This is a genomic window from Myxococcus sp. XM-1-1-1 (assembly GCF_020037095.1).
Lineage (GTDB): Bacteria > Myxococcota > Myxococcia > Myxococcales > Myxococcaceae > Myxococcus > Myxococcus fulvus.
The window spans coordinates 69,473-89,883 of sequence record NZ_JAIQDH010000034.1; the positions used below are offsets into that span (position 1 = coordinate 69,473).

Annotated in this window: 15 protein-coding genes; 3 read left to right on the forward strand and 12 right to left on the reverse strand. The window is 70.5% G+C overall.

Annotation, left to right across the window (positions count from 1 at the left end; all coding sequences use genetic code 11):
- Window positions 1-65 precede the first annotated feature (65 nt).
- Entirely contained in the window at window positions 66-452 is a 387-nt protein-coding gene (locus K8640_RS39285; protein WP_141329652.1) for a TraR/DksA C4-type zinc finger protein, read from the forward strand.
- Window positions 453-509: 57 nt separating this feature from the next.
- Here the strand turns inward: K8640_RS39285 and K8640_RS39290 are convergent, their stop codons facing one another.
- The 8 genes from K8640_RS39290 to pgeF form a co-directional block, all read right to left on the reverse strand.
- Window positions 510-1,091: a biopolymer transporter ExbD gene (locus K8640_RS39290; RefSeq protein ID WP_141329650.1), complete on the reverse strand. Its 582-nt coding sequence runs from the start codon at window positions 1,089-1,091 to the stop codon at window positions 510-512.
- Between the two features lie 3 nt (window positions 1,092-1,094).
- Complete coding sequence (locus K8640_RS39295) at window positions 1,095-1,616, reverse strand: biopolymer transporter ExbD (RefSeq protein WP_074957437.1); 522 nt, start codon at window positions 1,614-1,616, stop codon at window positions 1,095-1,097.
- Window positions 1,617-1,636: 20 nt separating this feature from the next.
- A complete protein-coding gene (locus tag K8640_RS39300; RefSeq protein ID WP_223751770.1) occupies window positions 1,637-2,377 on the reverse strand; it encodes a MotA/TolQ/ExbB proton channel family protein in 741 nt (246 codons plus the stop codon).
- 75 nt (window positions 2,378-2,452) lie between these two features.
- On the reverse strand, window positions 2,453-5,029 hold the full coding sequence (gene topA, locus K8640_RS39305; protein ID WP_223751771.1) for a type I DNA topoisomerase: 2,577 nt from the start codon (window positions 5,027-5,029) through the stop codon (window positions 2,453-2,455).
- 11 nt (window positions 5,030-5,040) lie between these two features.
- On the reverse strand, window positions 5,041-6,162 hold the full coding sequence (locus K8640_RS39310) for a DNA-processing protein DprA (protein ID WP_223751772.1): 1,122 nt from the start codon (window positions 6,160-6,162) through the stop codon (window positions 5,041-5,043).
- 135 nt (window positions 6,163-6,297) lie between these two features.
- Window positions 6,298-7,530 (reverse strand): LysM peptidoglycan-binding domain-containing protein, encoded by a 1,233-nt coding sequence (locus K8640_RS39315; protein WP_223751773.1) that lies wholly within the window; start codon window positions 7,528-7,530, stop codon window positions 6,298-6,300.
- 26 nt (window positions 7,531-7,556) lie between these two features.
- Window positions 7,557-8,429 carry a tetratricopeptide repeat protein gene (locus K8640_RS39320; protein ID WP_223751781.1) on the reverse strand — a complete coding sequence of 291 codons (873 nt, stop codon included), beginning with the start codon at window positions 8,427-8,429 and terminating at the stop codon, window positions 7,557-7,559.
- An 84-nt stretch (window positions 8,430-8,513) separates the two neighbouring features.
- Complete coding sequence (pgeF, locus tag K8640_RS39325) at window positions 8,514-9,278, reverse strand: peptidoglycan editing factor PgeF (protein ID WP_223751774.1); 765 nt, start codon at window positions 9,276-9,278, stop codon at window positions 8,514-8,516.
- A 192-nt stretch (window positions 9,279-9,470) separates the two neighbouring features.
- On the opposite strand from pgeF, the gene K8640_RS39330 reads away from it, so the two are divergent.
- Window positions 9,471-11,396, forward strand: a complete 1,926-nt coding sequence (locus K8640_RS39330; protein ID WP_223751775.1) for a diguanylate cyclase — start codon at window positions 9,471-9,473, stop codon at window positions 11,394-11,396.
- A 20-nt stretch (window positions 11,397-11,416) separates the two neighbouring features.
- On the opposite strand, the gene K8640_RS39335 is transcribed toward K8640_RS39330, so the two are convergent.
- The 4 genes from K8640_RS39335 to K8640_RS39350 all read right to left on the reverse strand — a co-directional run bounded on the left by K8640_RS39335 (window position 11,417) and on the right by K8640_RS39350 (window position 17,657).
- Window positions 11,417-12,010, reverse strand: coding sequence for an SGNH/GDSL hydrolase family protein (locus K8640_RS39335; protein ID WP_223751776.1), 594 nt, complete (start codon window positions 12,008-12,010; stop codon window positions 11,417-11,419).
- Window positions 12,011-12,026: 16 nt separating this feature from the next.
- Complete coding sequence (locus tag K8640_RS39340) at window positions 12,027-13,484, reverse strand: trypsin-like peptidase domain-containing protein (protein ID WP_223751777.1); 1,458 nt, start codon at window positions 13,482-13,484, stop codon at window positions 12,027-12,029.
- 77 nt (window positions 13,485-13,561) lie between these two features.
- Window positions 13,562-15,151 (reverse strand): glycoside hydrolase family 57 protein, encoded by a 1,590-nt coding sequence (locus tag K8640_RS39345; protein ID WP_223751778.1) that lies wholly within the window; start codon window positions 15,149-15,151, stop codon window positions 13,562-13,564.
- Window positions 15,152-15,176: 25 nt separating this feature from the next.
- Window positions 15,177-17,657: a DUF4912 domain-containing protein gene (locus tag K8640_RS39350; RefSeq protein ID WP_223751779.1), complete on the reverse strand. Its 2,481-nt coding sequence runs from the start codon at window positions 17,655-17,657 to the stop codon at window positions 15,177-15,179.
- 133 nt (window positions 17,658-17,790) lie between these two features.
- Here K8640_RS39350 and K8640_RS39355 point away from each other — a divergent pair.
- Window positions 17,791-20,411 (forward strand): glycosyltransferase family 4 protein (locus tag K8640_RS39355; RefSeq protein ID WP_223751780.1); only part of this gene is annotated, 2,621 nt, incomplete at its 3' end.

The following is a 20,411-nucleotide window of genomic DNA, read 5'->3' on the forward strand; positions in this document are numbered from 1 at the left end:
GGCCGCGTGCTTCCGAGCGAGCGCAAGACGCACTCGAAGCAGCATCCACGAAGACGAGGCCCATCATGAGCCGAGCCCAAGACTTGCTGAGGGTACGCGAGATACTCCAGCGCCGCAGGCGGGAAATCCTCACCACGAGCGACGGCGCGCACCGCGAGCTGACGGCGCTCAAGGAGCAGGAGCGCGACCCCGAATACGAGGAGCAGGCCCAGTCGGAGCTGGCGGACTACACCCTGTCCAGCCTGATGGAGGCCCAGCGGCGTGAAATCATGCTCATCGACGCCGCGCTGCGGCGCATGGACATGGGCGTCTTCGGCGAGTGCGTGGACTGCGGCCAGGAGATCTCCAAGGAGCGCCTGGAGGCCCTGCCCTTCGCCATCCGCTGCGAGGAGGACGCCACCGCGCACGAGCAGGAGATGCGCGGCGGCCACTACGCCACGCCGTCCCTCTAGGCGACGCGGGACACGGACACGGGCCGGGCGCTCCCTGACTCACGCCAGGGGGCGCCTTCAGTCTCCGTCCTTCTTGAGGACGACGAAGCGGTAGTTCTCCAGCTCGTTCTGTCCCGCCGTGTAGAGCACGCTCAGGAGCATGTCGTACGGCACCTTGCGGTCCGCGATGACGGACAGCTCCTGGCTGAAGGGCGCCTGCGGATTGCGCTCCGCGATGTACTTGAGCTTCTCCACTTCCTTCTTCAGGCGCGCGTCGAGCGGGAGCACCAGCCGGCCCTGGAGGGCCTCGGCCGGGAGCTGACCGTTCACCAGCCGCAGCACCTCGCGCTCGCCCACGAGGATGCTCTTGGGGGTGATCGTGACGGCCACCGTGTCCCGGGGCGTCGCGCGCGTGGTGGACACGGGGGGACGCACGTCCTCGGACGCCGTCACCGCCGCGGAGGACGAGGCGAAGGACTTGAGCAGGAACACCAGGAGGATGGTCATCATGTCCATCATCGCGGTGATGTTCAGCTCCTTGATCTCCCCCGCCGCCTCGCGCTCCTTGCGCTTCTTGCGCGCCAGGGCCCGGCGGTAGCGCAGCCGCGCGAGGGCCTCCTCGTCGACGACCTCCGGCACGTGCGGCAGCGTCTCGGCCATGGCTCAGGTCCCCGCCAGCGTGACGTCGGGGAACAGCAGGCGGCGCTGCGCGCCCTGCTCCTCGCGGATGGCGTCCATCGTCTGGATGAGCGCGTCGTAGGGGATGTCCGCGTCCGCGCCGACGATGACCTTGGTCTCCTTGGGGAACTCCGACTTGATCTTCACCATCCACGCGTTGAGCGCGGCGTAGTCGAAGTCACCGTCGGCGCGGGTGGGCACCGTGGGCGCCCCGGCCTCGCCGAGGATGGCGTTCTCGCTGCTGACGAAGTGACCCTTGCGCGAGATGAGCACCGACAAGGTCAGCTTCGGCTCGTCGCTCGCCGACTCCTGCGTCATGCCCGCCGACGGAGGGCCGTACGCCGGCGCGCTCACGTTCAGGATGCCGAACGAGGCCAGGCCGGTGATCGACAGCAGCATGAAGATGATGAGGTTCATGAGGATGTCGAGGTACGGGACGACGTTCAGCTCGCCCGACTCCTCTTCCTCGCGGACCTTCAGCTTGCGGCGGGAGTAGTAGAACGCCATGGACGCGCGCTCCGCCCGCGCTACGACGCGCGAGCCTCGAGCTCCGTGGCCGCCGGGTCCACGCCGCCGCGCCGCGACAGCAGGTTCTCCAGCTTCAGCGCGTGCAGTTCCAGGCTCTCCACCATGCCCTTGGCGTACGACGTCAGGAACAGGTGGAACACGATGCACAGCACCGCGATGGAGAGCGCGAAGGCCGTGTTGTTCATCGCCTTGGAGATGCCCTCCGACAGGAGCACCTGCTTCTGCTCCGCCGGCACATTGCCCAGCGCCTGGAAGGTCCCGATGAGGCCGAAGATGGTGCCCACCAGGCCCACCAGCGTGGCGATGTTCGCCAGGGACCACAGCCAGGGGATGCGCTTCGTCACGTGCGGGCTGTACTCGACGATGGCCTCATCCACGCCCTTGGCCACCTCGATCTCACCCCGGTTGGCGTTCACCAGCCCCGCGCGGATGACCTTCGCCAGCGGCGCGTTGGGCGCCATGGCGCAGACCTTCACCGCCCGGTCCAGGTTGCCGCTGCGCACCAGCTTGGAGATCTGCTCCATGAAGGGCGCGGGGTTCAGGTTGTAGCGGAACACCAGCGTGACGATGCGCTCGGTGGCCACCGCCAGCGCGCACGCCAGCCAGAACAGGTTCACGAACATGAACGGACCGCCATCCTTGAAGAACTTGATGACGGAGTCCGTGACACCCAGCTTGCCGGCGTCCGCGGCCGCGAGGCTCGCGTTGACCAGCCACTCGCTGACCACCGAGGAAATCATTGGCCGGGTTGTAGGGCGGGCCCGCCGAAGCTGTCAAGCCACGGACGGGCCAGCCCCCTGTAAACACTTGGGTTTTCAGGCAGCCGAGCTGGTCCCCGGGTCCGTGGGGACGCCCGGCTGCTCCGCGACCTCCCGCCGGTAGTCGCACTCCTTGTTGGGGCAGGAGATGTACGCCCCGTCCCGCTTGGAGAACTTCTGCAGCAGGTACGGCGAGGCGCACTGGGGGCAGGACTCGGCGAGCGGCCGGTCCCAGGCGGCGAAGCGGCAGTCGGGGTAGCGGTTGCAGCCGAAGAAGATCTTCCCCCGGCCGCTGCGGCGCTCCGTCAGGTAGCCCTGCTTGCACTCCGGGCAGTTGACGCCGATGGAGATGGGCTTGGACGTCTTGCAGTCCGGGTAGCCCGAGCACGCCATGAAGCGCCCGAAGCGGCCGCGCTTGATGACCATGGGCTTGCCGCACTTCTCGCACAGCTCGTCCGTCGTCTCCTCCTCGACGATGACGATCTTCCCCTCGGCGTCCCGCTTGAAGTCCTTGGTGTTCTTGCAGTCGGGGTAGTTCGAGCAGGCGAGGAAGTGCCCCATCTTTCCGAACTTGATGACGAAGTGGTTGCCGCACTTCTCACAGGCGATGTCGGTCTTGATCTCCTCGCGCTTGACGTCGCGCATCTCCGCCTTCGCCTTCTCGAGCGTGTCCTTGAAGGGCCCGTAGAAGTCGCGCAGCACCGCCACCCACTTGGCGCCGCCCTCGGAGATCTGATCGAGCTTCTCCTCCATCGTCGCCGTGAAGGTGACGTCCAGCTCGTGGGGGAAGTGCTTGACGAGCATCTCGTTCGTCATCTGCCCCAGGTCCGTGGGCCGGAAGCGGCTCTCCAGCTTCTCCACGTACTTCTTGTCCTGGATGGTGGAGAGGATGGCCGCATACGTGGACGGCCGGCCGATGCCCTTCTCCTCCAGCTCCTTCACCAGCGTGGCCTCGCTGAAGCGCGGGGGCGGCTGGGTGAAGTGCTGCTCGTGCACGAGCTTCTGCAGCCCCAGCTTGTCGCCGTCGTTGAGCACCGGCAGGTCGCCCACCGCGTCGGCGCCGTCCGCGCTCTCGTCACCGGCGGCCTTGGCCTTCTCCTTCTCCGCCTCCTCCTCCGGCGTCAGGCCCGCGCCGTACACCGCGAGGTAGCCGGGGAACTTCAGCGTGCTGCCGGAGGCGCGGAACGTGGCCCGGCCCGCGGCGATGTCCGCGCTCGTCTGGTCGTAGACGGCGGGCTTCATCTGGCACGCCACGAACCGGTTCCAGATGAGCTCGTAGAGCCGGAACATGTCCTGCTCGTCCATCGCGTCGAAGAACGGGCGCACCCGCTCCGGCGGGTACTCCAGCGACGTGGGGCGGATGGCCTCGTGGGCGTCCTGCGCGCTCTTGCGCGACTTGTAGACCACCGGCTCCTCGGGCAGGTACTCCGCGCCGTACTTCGTGCCGATCATCTCCCGCACCTGCTTCACGGCGTCGTCCGACAGACGCGTGGAGTCCGTGCGCATGTACGTGATGAGCGCCGTCTGGCCCTCCTCGCCGAGGGGCACGCCCTCGTAGAGCTTCTGGGCCAGCGTCATCGTCTTCTTCGCGGTGAAGGACAGCCGGTTGGCCGCCTCCTGCTGGAGCTTGGACGTGATGAAGGGCGCGGGCGCGTTGCGGCGGCGCTCGCGGCGGTCCACCTTGGCCACGTTGAAGGCGGCGCCCTGCAGCTCGGCGACGAGCGCCTCCGTGTTGACGCGGTCCTTCAGCTCCACCTTCTTGCCGTCCACCTTGGACAGCTTGGCCTTGAACGGCGGCGGGCCGGACGGGCCCTCCAGGAGCGCGTCCAGCGTCCAGTACTCCTCGGGGACGAAGGCCTTGATCTCCGCCTCGCGCTCCACGATGAGCCGCACCGCCACCGACTGCACGCGGCCGGCGGACAGGCCCCGGCGGATCTTCTGCCAGAGCAGCGGGGAGATCTGATAGCCCACCAGACGGTCCAGGATGCGGCGCGTCTGCTGCGAGTCGTAGTTGTCCTGGTTCAGCTCGCGCGGCTGGGCGATGGCCTCCTGGATGGCCTTCTTGGTGATTTCGTTGAAGGTCACCCGCATCGCGTCCGGGTGCGCCAGCTCTTCCTTGATGTGCCACGCAATGGCCTCGCCCTCGCGGTCGGGGTCCGTGGCCAGGAAGACCTTGTCGGCGGACTTCGCCATCTTCTTCAGCTCGTTGAGCACCTTCTCCTTGCCCTTGATGACCTCGTACTCGGGCTGGAAGTCGTGCTCGACGTCGACGCCGATCTTGCTCTTGGGCAGGTCCTTCACGTGCCCCACGGAGGCCTTCACCGTGTAGCCGGAGCCCAGGTACTTCTTGATGGTCTTCGCCTTCGCGGGCGACTCCACGACGACCAGGTAGTGCGGCCCCTTGCCGCGCGGCGTGGCCTCCTCCTCCGCATCCGCCTCCACGGAGGGCAGCGCGTCGTCGTCACCCTTCTTCGTCGCGCGCCGACGGGCGGCCGTCTTCTTCGCCGCGGCCTTCTTGGCCGCAGGCTTCTTCTTGGCGGCGGTGCGACCGGCCGCCTTGCCGGCTGCCTTGCGGGGCGCCTTCTCCTCGGTCGCCTCGGTCTCTTCCGCCTTCTTCTTCGTCCGCGTGGCCATGACTCTCCTACCTAGAGCTTCTCGTACAACCTGCCCGGGTGCTGGAGGACCAGCCCCGTCATCTCCAGCTCCACCAGCGCGCTCACCAGCGCGGCCGGCGTGAGGGTGCTCCCGGCCAGCACCTCGTCGAACGTCCGGGGAATCCGGTCCAACACCGCATAGGCCCCGCGTGCTTCCGCGGAGAGCCGGGCCCAGCAATCCTCCCTGCCCGGCGCCACCATCCACCCAGGGTCAACACCCACCGCCCGCCAGACGTCCTTCACGTCCAGGCACGCGCTCGCGTGGCCCTCTCGCAACAGCGCGTTGCAGCCCGCCGCCCCCTCCTGCCGCACGTCCCCGGGCATCGCGAGGACGGGCCGTCCCTGCGCCCGCCCCGCCCGGGCCGTGTACAGACTCCCCGACTCCGCCCCCGCCCTCACCACCAGGACCGCATCCGATGCGCCGGAGATGAGGCGGTTGCGCCGGGGGAACGTCGTGGTGCTCGCCCGGACCCCAGGCGGCAGCTCGCTGAAGAACACCCCACCCCGCTCCAGGAAGTGGGGCAGCAGGCGGGCCTGCGCCGGGTCCAACGCGTCCAGCGCCGACCCCAGGAACGCCCAGGTCTCCCCTCCCGCATCCAGCGCGCCCCAGTGACACGCCCGGTCCACGCCCGCCGCCGCTCCGGAGACCACCCCCACCCCGCCCTCGGCCACCTGACGGGCCAGCGACCGGGCGAACGGCAGGAAGCCCTGGTCCGGACGCCGGCTGCCCACCATCGCCACCCGTCGGCGCGGGGGGCCCGGCTGGCCCCGGAAGAACAGCAGCGGCGGCGCGTCCTCCACGTCCCGCAGTCGCTCCGGGTAGGCCCGCTCGTCGGAGAACGCCACCCGCGTGCCGCTCGTCCGACACAGCTCCAGGAGCCGCTCCGCCACGGCCGGCAGCCCCGCCACCGCCGCCAGCCTCTGGCGGACCTGTGGGGAAACCGGCGCGTCGGACACCCAGTCCCGTACAGGAGTCGAGGCCAGGGGCGCCAGGCGACCGTCGGCGAACGCGCGCAGGGAGACCAGCGTCCTCGGCCCCAGGCCGGGAACGGCCCAGAGCGCCAGGCACGCCTGCTGCTCCGCCGTGAGGCTGTCCGTCTCAGCGTCCGCCATACCGACCCCCACTCGAGACCCACCTATATAGAAGATGGGTCCCCTGGGAGGGGCGCGACACATAAACACCGGGCCGCCACCGGTCAAGCACTCAACCCCTCCGGCGTGGAGGGGGATGCACTTTTCCTGCCGGACTCAGCGGCTGGCGCTGGTCGCCGGCGCGGCGCCGCTCGGACGCATGAGCGCGCGATCTCCCGTGGAGACCTCTTCCAGGGAGTTCATCATGAGGCAGTTGTTCGTGCGCTCCTTCACCTCGGTCACCATGCACGTGCCGATGCGCTCCCAGGGCAGCGCCTTGTCCGCCTCCGACTGGGCCGGCACGACCTTCTTGCCCAGCACCGCGCGCGCCGGATCCCCCTGGCGCAGGATGACGAAGGTGTTGCCCAGCTGCACGCCGTCCGCGCTGCCCTTGTCCAGGACGATGGTGTTGTGCTCGCCCAGGAGCGTCAGGTACGGCACCAGCGAGGTGATGACCGTGGCGTTGAGGTCCTTGGAGTTCGTGTTCGGACGCGGGGCCACGCGCTCGGTGAGCTTCTCGCCGTAGGGGCCCACCAGGAAGCCGCGCTCGATGCCGTCCCAGGTGTCGACGATCTGCGCCGTCACCAGGCCCTTGTCCACGCGCACCACGCGCAGCGTGCCCGCGAAGTCCGTCAGGTAGCCCAGCTTGGCGCCCGTGCGCGGGTGGTGCACCGCCTGCGTGGTGTGGAACACGACGTAGCGGTCGCCCACCTTCGCGTCCGCCTTGCGCTTGAAGCGCACGTAGACGTTGTCCGGGAAGGACAGCATGTGCGCGCCGTTGGGCGAGCCCTCGATGCGGCCCGCCTCGTCCAGCTCACGCGGCGTCACGAAGCCCTGCGTCGTCACGGGGCGCGACGAGGACACGTCGTAGCCGATCTTCCCCGTCACGGTGACGGTGTTGTCGGCGAGCTCCGTGGGCGCGACCACGTCCCCGGGGTCCTGCTCGGTCTCCACGCGCTGGGGGACCTCCTCGCCGGAGCCGAAGAAGCGCACCTGGTTGCCCGGGTAGATCCAGTGCGGGTTGGCGATCTCCGGGTTGTAGGACCAGACCTTCGGCCAGTACCAGGGGCTGTCCAGGTAGCGCTGGGACAGGTCCCACAGCGTGTCGCCCTCCTGCACCGTGTGGACGGTGCCCGGCGCGCTCTCGCGGCCCTTGGGCGCGCCCGGGGGCAGTTGCACGGTGGTGCCGCCGGAAGGAGGCTCGGGGGCCTCGTCCATGACGTCGGCGCCTTCAGTCTCTCCGCCAGCCTCCGTGTCGTCCTGCTCGCCACCCTCCTGCTGCGCGAGCGCGCTCCAGGCGGGGGCGACGGCGAGGCTCAACATCAGCGAGGTGAGGATCCGGGAGCGCATCGCACGACTTCCTTTCGATGAAGACTTCACTGCGAGAGCGCGGCGAGCCGCTGCTCCGCCTGCGTGGCGGCGGCCGTCCCCGGGAACTGGGTGACGACGCGCGTGTAGAGAGCCCGGGCATCCGCGGCCTGGTTGAGCCGCACCCGACACTCGGCGAGCCGGAGCATGCCGTCCAACACGGCGTCCCCGGCGGGATAGGTGGCGATCAGCCGCTCGAACGTGCTGGCGGCGTCCTTGAAGTCGTTGAGCCCCATCTGCCCCAGCCCGCTGAAGTACAGCGCGTTGTCCGCGCGCGGGTGGCGGGGGTTCTCCTCGGAGAAGCGGCGCAGGCGCTGCACGCCCCCCTCCACGTTGCCGGTGCGCAGCATGGACACGTACTTCTCGTAGTCCGCGTCGAGCACGTCCGGGTCCGGCTGGTCCGCGGGGTCCTCGCCCCGCGTGCTCACCAGGGTGGCGCCGCCCGAGGAGGAGATGGCGGCCACGGGCGCGGAGTCCTCGCCCACCGGGCTGATGAACATCTCCATCTGCTCGGAGTCCGGCTCCACCACCGCCACCTGCGTGTTCAGCTTGGGCGCGGGCTCGAAGCGCGGCTTGAGCTTCACCACGGACAGCTCCGGCGTGGACATCAGCGCCCCACCCGACTCCACCGCCGTGACGGGCACCGTCGCGGAGGACGCGGGCCGGGCGGCGCTGGGAGCCGTGCGCGCGCGGTCCACCGCGGCATGGGCCTCCAGGCGCTCCAACCGCTCCACCAGCCGGGACTGCGACTCACGCAGCGCGCGCACCTCGGCCGTCAGCGCCCCGACGTCCGCCTGGGAGGCGGCGTTGTTGGCACAGGCGCACAGCGCGCACAGCGGCGCGGCGACGAGCAGGCGGAAGATGACGGAGCGCGCGAGCACGGGCCTCGATGGACGCAAGGGAATTCCCCCGCGAGGATAGGAAGGCACGTCCAAGAGCGTCAAGAAAACGGCCGGAAGCCGCCCCTAGAACCGGTTCACCACCAGGTTCAGGTGCCGTCCGGTGCGCCCCGCGTCACGGCGGTGGGAGAAGAACCGCGAGGGCTCACAGGCGGTACAGGCCTGTAGCACGTCCACGTGCTCCGGCCGCAGCCCCGCGCCCACCAGCGACCTCCGCACCGCCCGGCTCAGGTCCAGCCGGACGCGGCCGGAGCGTTCCACCTCCACGACGTCCGCGCCGAAGCGCTGCGTGAAGCGCTGCCCCAGCTCCTGCGACACCTCGTAGCAGCAGCGCTGGATGGAAGGCCCCACCGCCGCGAGCAACCGCTCCGGCCGGGCCCCCCGCGCCACCAGCGCCTCCACGGCGCGCGCGCTGATGACCAGGTCCGTCCCCTTCCACCCCGAGTGGATCGCCGCCACGCGCCGCCCGTCCGGGTCCACCAGCACCACCGGCACACAGTCCGCCGTCCCCACCGCCACCCAGGTGCCAGGGACTTGTGTCCACAGCGCGTCCGCCTCGCCCTCCACCGGCCGCAGTGCTTCGTCCACCTGCTCGACGCGCGCCTCCAGCACCACGTCGCCATGCACTTGTGACACGCGGGACAGCGCGCCCAGCGGAGCACCCGCCGCACCCGCGAGCCGGCGCAGGTTCTCCTCCACCTTCTCGCGCGCGTCTCCGGTGGAGAAACCCAGGTTCAGCGAGGAGAACGGGCCTTCGGACACTCCCCCCGCGCGCGTCGCGAAGCCGTGAGGGACTGGGAGCAGTCGGGACGTCAGCAACTCAATCGACATGGGGAAGCCTCTTCTAACCTCCCCTCCCCGCGCGACGCACGCGGACGTCGGCTCGCGCCAGCCGGATGCGCCAACGGAATGATAAATTTCCCATGGAAGTACGTTTGACAGTCCGCGTCAGCCCATTGACAATTCCGCGGACTCTTCGTGAAACGAGTGTCGTCTTTTCGAACGAAGTGACGCGAACGCGCCATGCCCCTGGGTCCCGACACCGTAGGCCGGAAGCTCCTCTGGAGCATCGCTCTGCCGGGACTGGTGGTGGCGCTGCTGGGGGTCGGTCACTTCTGGCGCGAGGCCCGGGTGGCGGTGCAGGACGCCACGCAGGTGGAGTCGCTCGCGCTCGCGGAGTTCGTCGCCTCCACCTTCCTGCTGCCGCAGCCTCCTGGCGCCGCGGCGCACGGGGCGGTGACGGAGGTGCTGCACTCGGACACGCGGCTGTTCCGCTCGGTCGAGGACGTGCGCGTGCTGACGGCGGACGGCATCATCCGCTGGTCTCGCAACCCGTCCGAGGTGGGCACCCGGCACCGCGAGGCCGAGCGGCTCACCCGCCCCGGGCCGGAGACGGCGCGCTCGGCGGACGGCGTCACCGAGGTGGTGCGTCCCCTGGGCGGACCGGAGTGCGGCGGCTGTCACACGCGCGGTGAGGTCCCTGGCGAGAGCGTGCTGCAGATGCGGATGTTGGAGCCCGCGCTGCACCAGCAGCTCACGCACGTGTTCGGCGGCGCGCTGGCGTCCATGGCGCTGTTCGCCATCCTGCTCGCGCTGGTCATCGCGCTCTCGCTGCACTTCAACCTCACGCGGCCGCTGCGTCGGCTGAGCGCGGCGATGGGGCGCGCGGAGGCCGGAGACCTGCTGGTGCGCGCGGACGTGCGCGGCACGGATGAAATCGCCCGGCTGGGCGCCGCCTTCAACCAGATGCTCGCGCGGCTCACCGCCATGAAGGCGGAGGAGATCGACACCCACCGGGATCTGGAGCTGGTGAAGGAGAAGCTCGCGCTCAAGGACGAGCTCGAGGACCGCCTGCGGGAGCTGTCGCTGCTGTTCGACATCACCCGCTCGCTCAACGACACGCTGGAGCTGGACGAGCTGCTCGACGGCGTCACCCGGCTGGTGGTGGAGCGGCTGCAGATCCCCGAGTTCTCCATCATGCTCCTCAACCCGGAGGGCGCGCTGGAGGTGCGGCAGGCGTGGCCGGAGCACCGTGGCTCCGAGGGCCTCACCTTCGCCCTGGGCGAGGGCGCGTGTGGACGCGCGGCGCAGACGCACAAGGCGGTGTACCTGCCGGACGTAGCGGACCCGACGAGCATCTTCGCGCGCCGCGGACTGTCGGCGGACGCGCTGAACACGGGCGCGCTGCTGGCGGTGCCCATGGTGCACGCGGGCACGCTCCTGGGCGTGGTGAACTTCCAGCGGCCGCACATCGCCAGCTTCTCCGCAGGCGAAATCGAGCTGCTCACCGCCGTGGCGGACATCGCCGCGGCCGCGGTGAAGAACGCGCGGCTGCACGCGGAGACGGTGAAGCTCACCATGACGGACCCGCTGACGGGGGTCCCCAACCGGCGCCACCTGTTCCAGCGCATGGAGCTGGAGCTGGCGCGGGCGCAGCGCTTCGGCACGCCGCTGGCGCTGCTCATGGTGGACGTGGACCACTTCAAGCGCCTCAATGACCTCGCGGGCCACCGCGTGGGTGACGAGACGCTCCGCCGCGTCTGCGACATCCTGCGCACGCGCGTACGCAAGGTGGACACGCTGGCGCGCTACGGCGGCGAGGAGTTCGTCCTGCTGCTGCCACAGACGACCAAGCAGGACGCCATGGACGTGGCGGAGAAGCTGCGGCGCGCGGTGGCGGAGCACTTGGTGCTCTCGCAGCCGGGGCTGCCCGGAGGACACGTCACCGTCTCCGTCGGCGTGTCCCACTTCCCCAGCGACGCCTCCACGCAGGAGGGCCTGGTCGACAGCGCGGACGCGGCCCTCTATTGCAGCAAGCGCACGGGCCGCAACCGCAGCACGGCGTTCGAGGTGGGGATGGAGATCCACCCCGGCCGTGAGCGCGGCCCCCACGCGCCTCCCGCGGAGGCCGCCGCGTCGACGCCTCCCGGTGGCGTGGCCAAGGCCTGAAACCGGGGTACCCCACCGCTTCAGCGCGACACGAGCGTGCGCACCGTGGGCAGCATCAGGTCCGCCCACTCCTCGTAGCCCTCATCCGAGGGATGGAACCCGTCCTGCGAGAAGAAGTGCGCCGAGCGCGGGAACATCTCCCGGCTGGCCAAGTGCAGGTCCACAAGGTGCAGCCCTTCCGCGCGCGCCACCTCGGCGATGGCGGCGTTGAAGGGCTCGATGCGGCCCTCGTAGAGGGTACTCGGCACCATCCGCGCAATCGGCGCCAGCGCCATGTCCGCGATGTTCACCAGCACGAGCGGCGCGCCGGTCTGCTTGAGCCTGCGAGCGATCCGCTCCAGGTCCTCGCGGAAGTCCTCCAGCGCGGTGCCGCGCCAGATGTCGTTGGTGCCCACGCCCAGGGTCACCAGCGTCGGCTGCGCGGCCACCGCCGCCTTGACCTGGCCGGTGAAGACATCCCGGATGCGCGCGCCGCTGACGCCCAGGTTCGTCAAGCCGAGTGACAGGCCATCGCCGCGCAACCGCGAGGCGAGGCGCTCTGGATAGCCCCCTCCCCGCGTCGCGCCCACGCCCATCGCCGTGCTGTCTCCGAGCGCGACGTAGTTGACGCTCATGTGCGCCATCCCTCCGCTACGGCACGCGCAGCGCGCGCAGCAGGCGGCCACCACCCGGCCCCGTCACGCGCAGCAGCAGCGTGCTGCCCGCGGGCGCGGCGCGAATCGCCTTGGCCAGGTCATCCGCCCGGGCCACCGGCTTGCGATTGACCTCCACCACCACCATGCCCGCCTCGAGCTGCGCGCGGTCCGCGGGAGAGCCCGGCACCACGTCGGTGATGAGCGCGCCCTGGCGGTCCGTGAAGCCCGCCTGCTGCGCCGTGCGCGCATCCAGGTTCTGCAGGCTGACGCCCACGCGGCGGGAGCTCTCCTGCGACTCGTCCCCCTCCTGCTTGCGCGCGGCCACGCCCTCCAGGTCCGGCCGCGTGCCGAGCGTCACCTTCACGTCCTGCTTCTTGCCCTCGCGGAACACCGTCAGCGTGGACGTGCTGCCCGGCCGCTTGAGCGCCACCGTGCGCGTGAGCTGGCCGCTGGACGTCACCTGCTGCCCGTCGATGGCGGTGACGACGTCGTCGGACTTCAGCCCCGCCTTCGCCGCGGGAGAGCCCGGGTTCACCTGCGTGAGGATGGCGCCCTCGGTGACGGGCAGCTTGAGCGCGCCCGCCAGGTCGCGCGTCAAATCCTGGATGCCGACGCCCAGCCACGCGCGCGTGACGGAGCCGTCCTTCTCCAGCTGCGGCACCAGCGCCTTCACCAGGTTGCTGGGCACCGCGAAGCCGATGCCGGTGCCACCGCCGACGATGGCCGTGTTGATGCCGACGACCTCGCCCTTCATGTTGAACAGCGGACCACCGGAGTTGCCCGGGTTGATGGCGGCATCCGTCTGGAGGAACTCGTCGTACTGGCTCGCGCCGATGTCGCGGGCGCGCGCCGAGACGATGCCCAGGCTGACGCTGGAGGCCAGGCCGAACGGGTTGCCGATGGCGACCACCCAGTCCCCGACGCGCAGCGCGTCCGAGTCGCCCAGCTTCACCGTGGGCAGCCCCTCTACCTTGTCCTTGAGCTTCACGAGCGCGACGTCCGTCAGCGGATCCCTGCCCACCACGGTGCCGGCGAACGAGCGCCCGTCATCCAGGCGCACGGTGATGGAGACCGCGCCCTCCACCACGTGGTTGTTCGTGAGGACGATGCCCGTCGGCTCGATGATGAACCCCGAGCCCGCGCCCTGGCGCAGCGGCTCCCGCCCGCCCCTCCCGCCGCCGAAGAAGCGGTCGAAGAGCGGGTTGTCATCCATGCCACCGCCCATGCCCCGGGGACCGCCGCCGCCGCGCGCCTGCACGTCTACGTTGACGACGGCGGACTTCACCGACTCCACCAGCGGAGCCAGCGACGGCAGCGCCTGCGCCTCCCGCGTCGCGGGCTGGAGGTTGCCCGGCGCGGTCTGCGCCGGAGCCTGGGCCCAGGAGACCGACGGGACGGCGAGCAGGAGCGCGCCGACCAGGGCCCTGCGGAACATGACGGGAGAACGGTTCATATGCACCCCAAGCTAAAGCCGAAATGCGGTCCCGCAAGCGAAAGGGCCTGTGGGCGGTCATCCAGCGGAACGTGGTGTCAGCCGGGCTGGTAGAGGCGGTAGTCCAGCTCCGGGAAGACGTTGTCGCGCGTCTCCAGCCCGGTGAGCCAGGGCTCGTCCAGGGTACCCGCGCGGAGCTCGTCGTGCAGGCGGAGGAAGTGGCGCACGTGCTCCTGGGTGCGGCGCTTGGCGTAGTCCACCATGGTGCCCGTCTTCATGATGAAGGCCCAGTCGGAGCTCTGGGCGAGCAGCAGCTCGCGAGCGGCCTGGTTGAGCGCGCGGCGCTGCGAATCGGTGGCCTCCGGGAAGTCCCGGGCCAGCTCCACCATCTTCCGAGCGCAGTGGTTCAGGTGGCGGTAGACCCAGTCGTTGCTGTCATCCAGCCACATGTGCGCGTAGCCGCCCGCACCCCACGAGGACATCGGCGGCGTGGCCACCTGGTTCTCGGGGTGGTCTCGCAGGTCGTCCGCCGGCGTCACCAGGTCGAAGGTGGACCGGGCGCGCGCGGCCTGACGGATGAAGGACTCGAGGAACCACGGCCCCTCGAACCACCAGTGGCCGAAGAGCTCCGCGTCGTACGGGGCCACCACCACGGGCTTGCGGCCCCCGAGCCGCGAGGCGAGGTACTCGAGCTGCCGCTGCCGGTTGAAGAGGAAGTTGCCGGCGTGGACCTCGGCGCGTGCGCGGGCGCGCGCGGGGTCATAGGGCTGCTTGTCGTTCGTCTTGCCGGTGATGCGGTAGTACTTGAAGCCCGTGTTCTTCCGGTCCCCCGTGGGTTGGATGTACGGGCGGATGTAGTCCAGCTCCAGGTCCCAGCCGATGTCCCGGTAGAACTCGCGGTACTCGGGGTCGCCGGGGTAGCCGTACTCGGAGCTCCAGACCTGCTGACTGCTCTCGGGGTCTCTCGCGTACGCGGCGACGCCGGCCTCGGTGAAGATGGGCGCGTAGGGCCCGTGGAGCGGGCGCGGCGTGGCGTCCGTGAGGCCGTGCGTGTCGACGAAGAAGTACCGGATGCGCTCGGCGGCGAGCACGCGCTCCAGGCCCGGGAAGTAGCCGCACTCGGCCAGCCAGATGCCCGCGGGGTCCTTCCCGAAGTTCTGCCGGTAGTGGTTTGCGGCGACCGACACCTGCGCGCGCACGGCCTCGGGCACCTGCTGCATCAGTGGCAGGAAGCCGTGGGTCGCGTTGCACGTGAGGATGTCCAGGTGGCCCGCGTCCTGGAGTCGGCGGAACGCGGAGACGAGGTCTCCTCGGTAGCGGTCATGGAAGGCGCGGCGCAGCGACTCGAAGTGGTCGCGATGGAAGCGCGCCAGGGGACCGAAGGTGGCGTCGGTCCTCGTGCGATGGACCTCGCGCTCGCCCAGCTCACACAGCTGCTCGAGCTTCCTCTCGTAGCGCTTCATCAACAGCTCGTCGCGCAGCATGGTGACGAGCGTGGGCGACAGCGTCATCGCCAGGCGGAACGGGACTCCATCCTCCGCCAGGGAGTCGAACGCGAGCAGCAGCGGGAGGTAGGTCTCGGAGATGGCCTCGTAGAGCCAGTCCTCCTCGAGGAAGTCCTCGTGCTCGGGATGACGGACGAACGGCAGGTGCGCGTGGAGGACGAGAGAAAGGGAGCCCAGGCTCATGGTCGGTCGGGAGGTCCGTGGAGGTTCACGAGCGGCCGCCGCCCGAGGGCGGCTTCCGATGCGAGGGCTCGTTCGAGACAGCGGGTGGAGGACTCCTGACCTCCAGGACGCGCTCGGGGGCGGCGCGGTCCCTGGCGTCCGACGACCCGGGAGGCGCGTCGAAGAAGCCCGACACGGGGATGACCGACGCGGGCTCGTCGTGTCGCGGCGGCGCGGGCTCGCGAGTCTCTCGTGGGCGTGCCTCGAAGTAGCCGGACTCCGGCGAGGTGGGCGTCCCTGCGCCGGGGAGCTCTCGGGTACCTCGTGGCGCCTCGCTGTTCGCCGGTGTGGCCGCACCAGACACCCCAGGGCCCTGGTGAAGGTCCGGGCCCTCGCGCGAGGACGTGTCCCCATAGCGCAGGTCCGAGGCCTCGAAGGCTCGCGGGCTGGGCTCGACGTGGCGGGACGCCGCCACATCGCCATGACGCGGCCCCGCAACGACCACGGGCGACGCGAGGGGCATGAAGTCCGAGCTGGTCAGCGCGCGTGGAGGTGACACGAGGTACTGCCAGCCCGCGGCGTCGCTGTAGGCCCAATCCGATGCACCCGAGGCTCTCGGAGGTGACTCCAGATAGCGCCAGCCAGACGCCCCCGGAACCTGCGCGGAGGCATCGAAGTACCGCATGTCCGATGCGCCCGGAGCACGCGGGGGCGATTCGAAGTATCTCCGGTCGGACGGCGACGGTGGCGCGGTGCCACCCGCGACGTCGACGTAGCGCATGTCCGATGCGCCAGGAGCTCGACCGACCTCCAGATACGCATACGTGGGGCGAGGACCTTCGACGGGTGGACGGGCGCCTTCGAGCCTACCCACCGAGGGCGATTGATATCGCTGGTCCGAAGCCCCCGGAGCCCGCGGCGGCCCCACTTCGAGATACACGAGCGTGCGCGGCGCGGGAGGCGCGAGGGGCGGCTGCTCCGCGTAGCGCATGTCCGAGGCCCCGGCCATCCGAGCCTGGGCTTCGAGGTAGCGCTGCGAGGCGACGTAACGCTGATCCGAGGCTCCCGGCGCGCGTCCGATGCCGGCGAGGTGCGGGCCCGAGGATTCACCTGGAAGCACACCCTCGACGTCGAAGCGCTCGCGGTGGACGACGGAGATGTCCTTCATCCCCGCGCTTCCTGGCAGCTCCACGCGATGCCACGTGACGTACTCGCGCTCCTCCACCGGAGGCACCTGGCGCCTGGGAACGGGAGGCGCCTCGGGCTCCACGGGGACCGGGCGACGCATGAACCGCACGGAGGTGTCGGTCGACACGCCCGCCGGAGGAAGTGCAACCCGGTTGCTGGAACCACCGATTCTACGCGAACGACCATCGCGCCCGAGGAAGTGCGCCTCGATGCGGTACAGACGTCCGGAGGGCAGCCCGTGGATGTAGTAACCGCGCGTCTCGAGCACGCAGTCGAGCTCGCGCACGAGCGCGTCTCCGTCGAAGACCCGCAGCACGGCGCGAGGGGAGTCGAGGTCACGCATCGCGCGCGTCCGCGTCGCGGCGCTGAAGTCCCAGAGCGCGAAGAGCGTGTTCGGGTCTCTCGCGAGCAGCAACACCGTGTCGTCCTGGTACTCGGAGGGCAGCGCATCCCGCGCGGCGGTATGTCCCTCGCCTCGCTCCGCGGACACGGGCGGGTGCTCGACCTTCTCCTGGAGGTGATGACGTCGGGCCTCGCTCTCGCCGGCGACACGGGCGACGAAGAAGCCTTCGATGACCGGCTCCGCGCGATGCTGCTCGACGGGAGCAGGTGCGGGCGGCGTCGCCTGGGATGACTCGGGGGCGTCCATCGGCGCCGAAGGCGTGGGTGCCGAGCCCTCGGCCTCCGCCCTCGCGGGTTCACGAGGCGCTCGAGGCTTGGGCGGAAAGTTCACCACCTGCGCGGGCCGCGCCGAGGGAGGACTGCCGGGCTTCTCGGAGGCGCGCTTCGCGGCCACGCGCTTGGGTGCGGACACCCTCCCCTGCTCCGAGGGCTCCTCCGCCCGGGAACGACCTGGCTTCGGCTTCGACTCGGCGGGCGCCTTCGCCACCGTCACCGGGGACGCCCGAGTCGCCCGCTTCGAGGCCAGCGCGTCCTTCGTGGCGCCACCGCGAGACGCCGGGGCCTCGGCCTTGGCGGACACGGCCGGGGCCTTCGACGCGGCGGTCTTCACCGGGGGCGCCGCCTTCGCGGGGGGCCGGGCCCTGGCGGTCTTGGACGCCGGCGCTGGAGCCTTGGCCGCGGCGGTCTTCACCGGCGGAGCGGGTCGGGTCGCGATTTTCGCCGGGACCGGAGTTTTTTCAGCCGGGGCCTTCTTCGCGGCGGCCTTCTTCCCGGGAATCCTGATGCCCGCCAGCCGGGCGAGCTTCGCCAGCGCGGGCACGAAGGCGGCCAGGGCGGCGATCAACTCTTCCTTCTTGAGCTTGCTGTATCCGCTCCCCAGGTGCTTCCGAGCCAGCTCTCGCAGGGAGCCGACGGTGACGCTCTTGAGGTCGTCCATAGGCACCGTTCGCCTTTAGGTCGCTGGCACTGGAGGGTCAACGTGCCAGCATTGCTTGTGTTCGTCGCCCGACCCCCTCAGCTTCTCATCAACCGATGACACCCACGAGGCGGCTGGGTATTCTGCCCCCGCTTTGAGCGACCTGCCCAGACTGCTCCTGTGCAGCTTCGACGTCATCCCCGGCCCATCCGGCTCGTCACGCCGTTTGACCGAGTACCTCAAGGCGTTGCCCGACCGCTTCTCTGTGGTGGTGCTATCGGCGAAGACGCCTGACCACTCCCATATCGAGAAGTACCAGGGCGCTCGGCTGCTGCGCGTGCCGGTAGGCTCGGGGGACCTCGCCTCGCGAATCCAGGCCTTCGAGCGGGCCGTCCGGCGCCAGCTCGAGAGCGAGGACTATGCGCTCGCCCACTTCACGGACCCCTTCGGGGGCTACGCGTTGTGCGAGCTCAAGGGGGACTACGGCTACCGCCTCATCTACGAGGCGCAGACCTTCCCGTCCCAGGAGCTGCGCTACACGCACCCGCAGACGGAGGGCGACCGGCGCTTCCTGTCGAAGGTCCGCAGGCAGGAGCTGTTCTGCCTGATGAACGCGGACCGCATCATCACCGGCTCCGAGACGACGCGCTCGTACATCCAGTCCCTCGGCGCGAGCGAGGACCTGATCCGTGTCGTGCGCGCCCCCGTGGACCTGGGGCCCTTCTCGCCCGACGTGCTGGGCGCTCCGGATGGGGAGCCGCTGCGGCTGATGTACCTGGGCAGTCACGTGGGCTGGCAGGGGCTGCCCACGCTGCTGCGCGCGGTGGCGCTGGCGGCGAAGCAGGTGGAGGTGCGGCTGACGCTCGTGGGCGCGCAGCACCCGGACTGGCAGCCGCACCTGGACGAGCTGGTGAAGGAGCTCGGCCTGAAGGACCAGGTGGAGTTCCAGCCGCCGGTGCACCACGACGACGTGGCGAAGGTGCTGGCGCTGGCGGACGTGGGGGTGCTGGCGCTCGACGATGTGGAGCGCAACCGGCTGCAGGGCGGACCGCTGGCGAAGGTGTCCGAGTACTGCGCCGCGGGCCGACCCATCATCGCCGCCGACCTGCCGGTGTGCCGCGAGCTCATCCCGGCGGACGCGGCGGTGTTCTTCCCCGTCGGCGACAGCCAGGCGATGGCCGCCCGCATCGTCGAGCTGGCGCGCGACGTTCCTCGGCGAATCGAGCTGGGGCAGCGGGCGCGGGAGCACGCCGAGTCGGCGCTCGACGCGGGGGTCATCCGCGGGCAGCTGCTGGATATCTACGACTCGCTGTTGGACAAGCGCTCGGTCCCCGTGTCGGGCCGGAGCGAGGATGACCTGCCCGCGGCGACGATGGTGACGGGCACGCCGACCAGCCGGCTCGCGTCGCTGCTGCCGCCCGACAGCGGGCGCATCAAGATTCCGCAGCCGGCGAAGCGAGACCCCGTCGAGGAGAAGCCCGCCGAGCCCCCGTCCGAGGTGGCCGCCGAGGAGCCCCCCGTGGTGATGGGGATGGTGCTCGAGGACGGGTTCGATACGCGGCTCATCAAGACGGAGCCGGACGCGCGACCCATCGAGCCTCCCGTCGTCATGGGGCTGCCGCTGCGTGAGCGCGCCGCGCAGACGTCGACTCCGAGCGCAGCTTCGTCGACCTCTGCCCCGACGACTTCCGAGCCCACGCCGGTGACGGCGCAGGGCATCCCTCCGGATCCGACACCGGTCACGCCCCGTCGCACGACGGAGCCCGAGGAGCCGGAGCAGGACGCGCCTGAAGCCTCACCTCGTCGCGAGGATGCACGCGAGGAGGACGCGACGGAGGAGCGGCTGTCGAAGGTCCCGCCGCATGGGACGCCCCGGCTTGGCGATGAGCCACCGGCGCCGACGCCCGTGGAGTCACAATCGGCGAGGTTCCCCGACGAGTCGCGCGAGGAACCGGGCGGGAAGGAGGCCCGTGATGAGCGCGCCGAGGAGCCTCCGTCGCCGACGCCCGTGGTTCGCGCGCCGGCTCCGCTTCCGATGGATGAGCCGCCGTCCCCCACGCCCATCATCCGCATGCCGGCCTCGTTGAGGGATGACCGGGGCGGGTTGGCGCGGGACGGGGCGCCGTATTCCAACGGCCGCCATTCGACGCGGGAGGAGCCGCCCTCGCCGACGCCGGTGGTCCGGGCGCCGGCGCCGCTGCCGTTCGACGAGCCGCCCTCGCCCACGCCCATCGTCAAGGCGCCCGCGCCGCTGCCGTTCGACGAGCCGCCCTCGCCCACGCCCATTGTTCGCAGCCCTCTCGCCTCGCGAGCGGAGGACGACGCACCGGCACCGACTCCGATCATCCCCGCGCGCTCGGTGCTCGCGAGTCGGAGCACGTCCGCACGGGTCGAGACACCGTCGCGTCGGATGGCGCCGCTCACTCCGCAGACGAAGGGCTCACCCGACGGAGACCGCGGATCGACGCGAGTCGACTCAGAGCGTCCGTCGGTTCGTGGTGCGCCCGTACCGGATCCGGAGCGTCCCGCGGGGCGCGCGGGCGCGACAACTGACTCCGAGCCCCCCTCGGTTCGCGGCACGCCACTCCCCGACGCGGAGCGCCCCAACGGGCGCGCGGGGGTGGATTCCGAACGTCCCTCCGTCCGAGGCACTCTCGCGCCCGAACCCGAGCGTCCCTCTGCGCGGGGTATGCCCGCGCCTGAACCCGAGCGTCCCTCCGGGCGTACACCCTCCATCACGGATGAGCGTCCCTCCGCGCGAGGCACGCCGGCTCC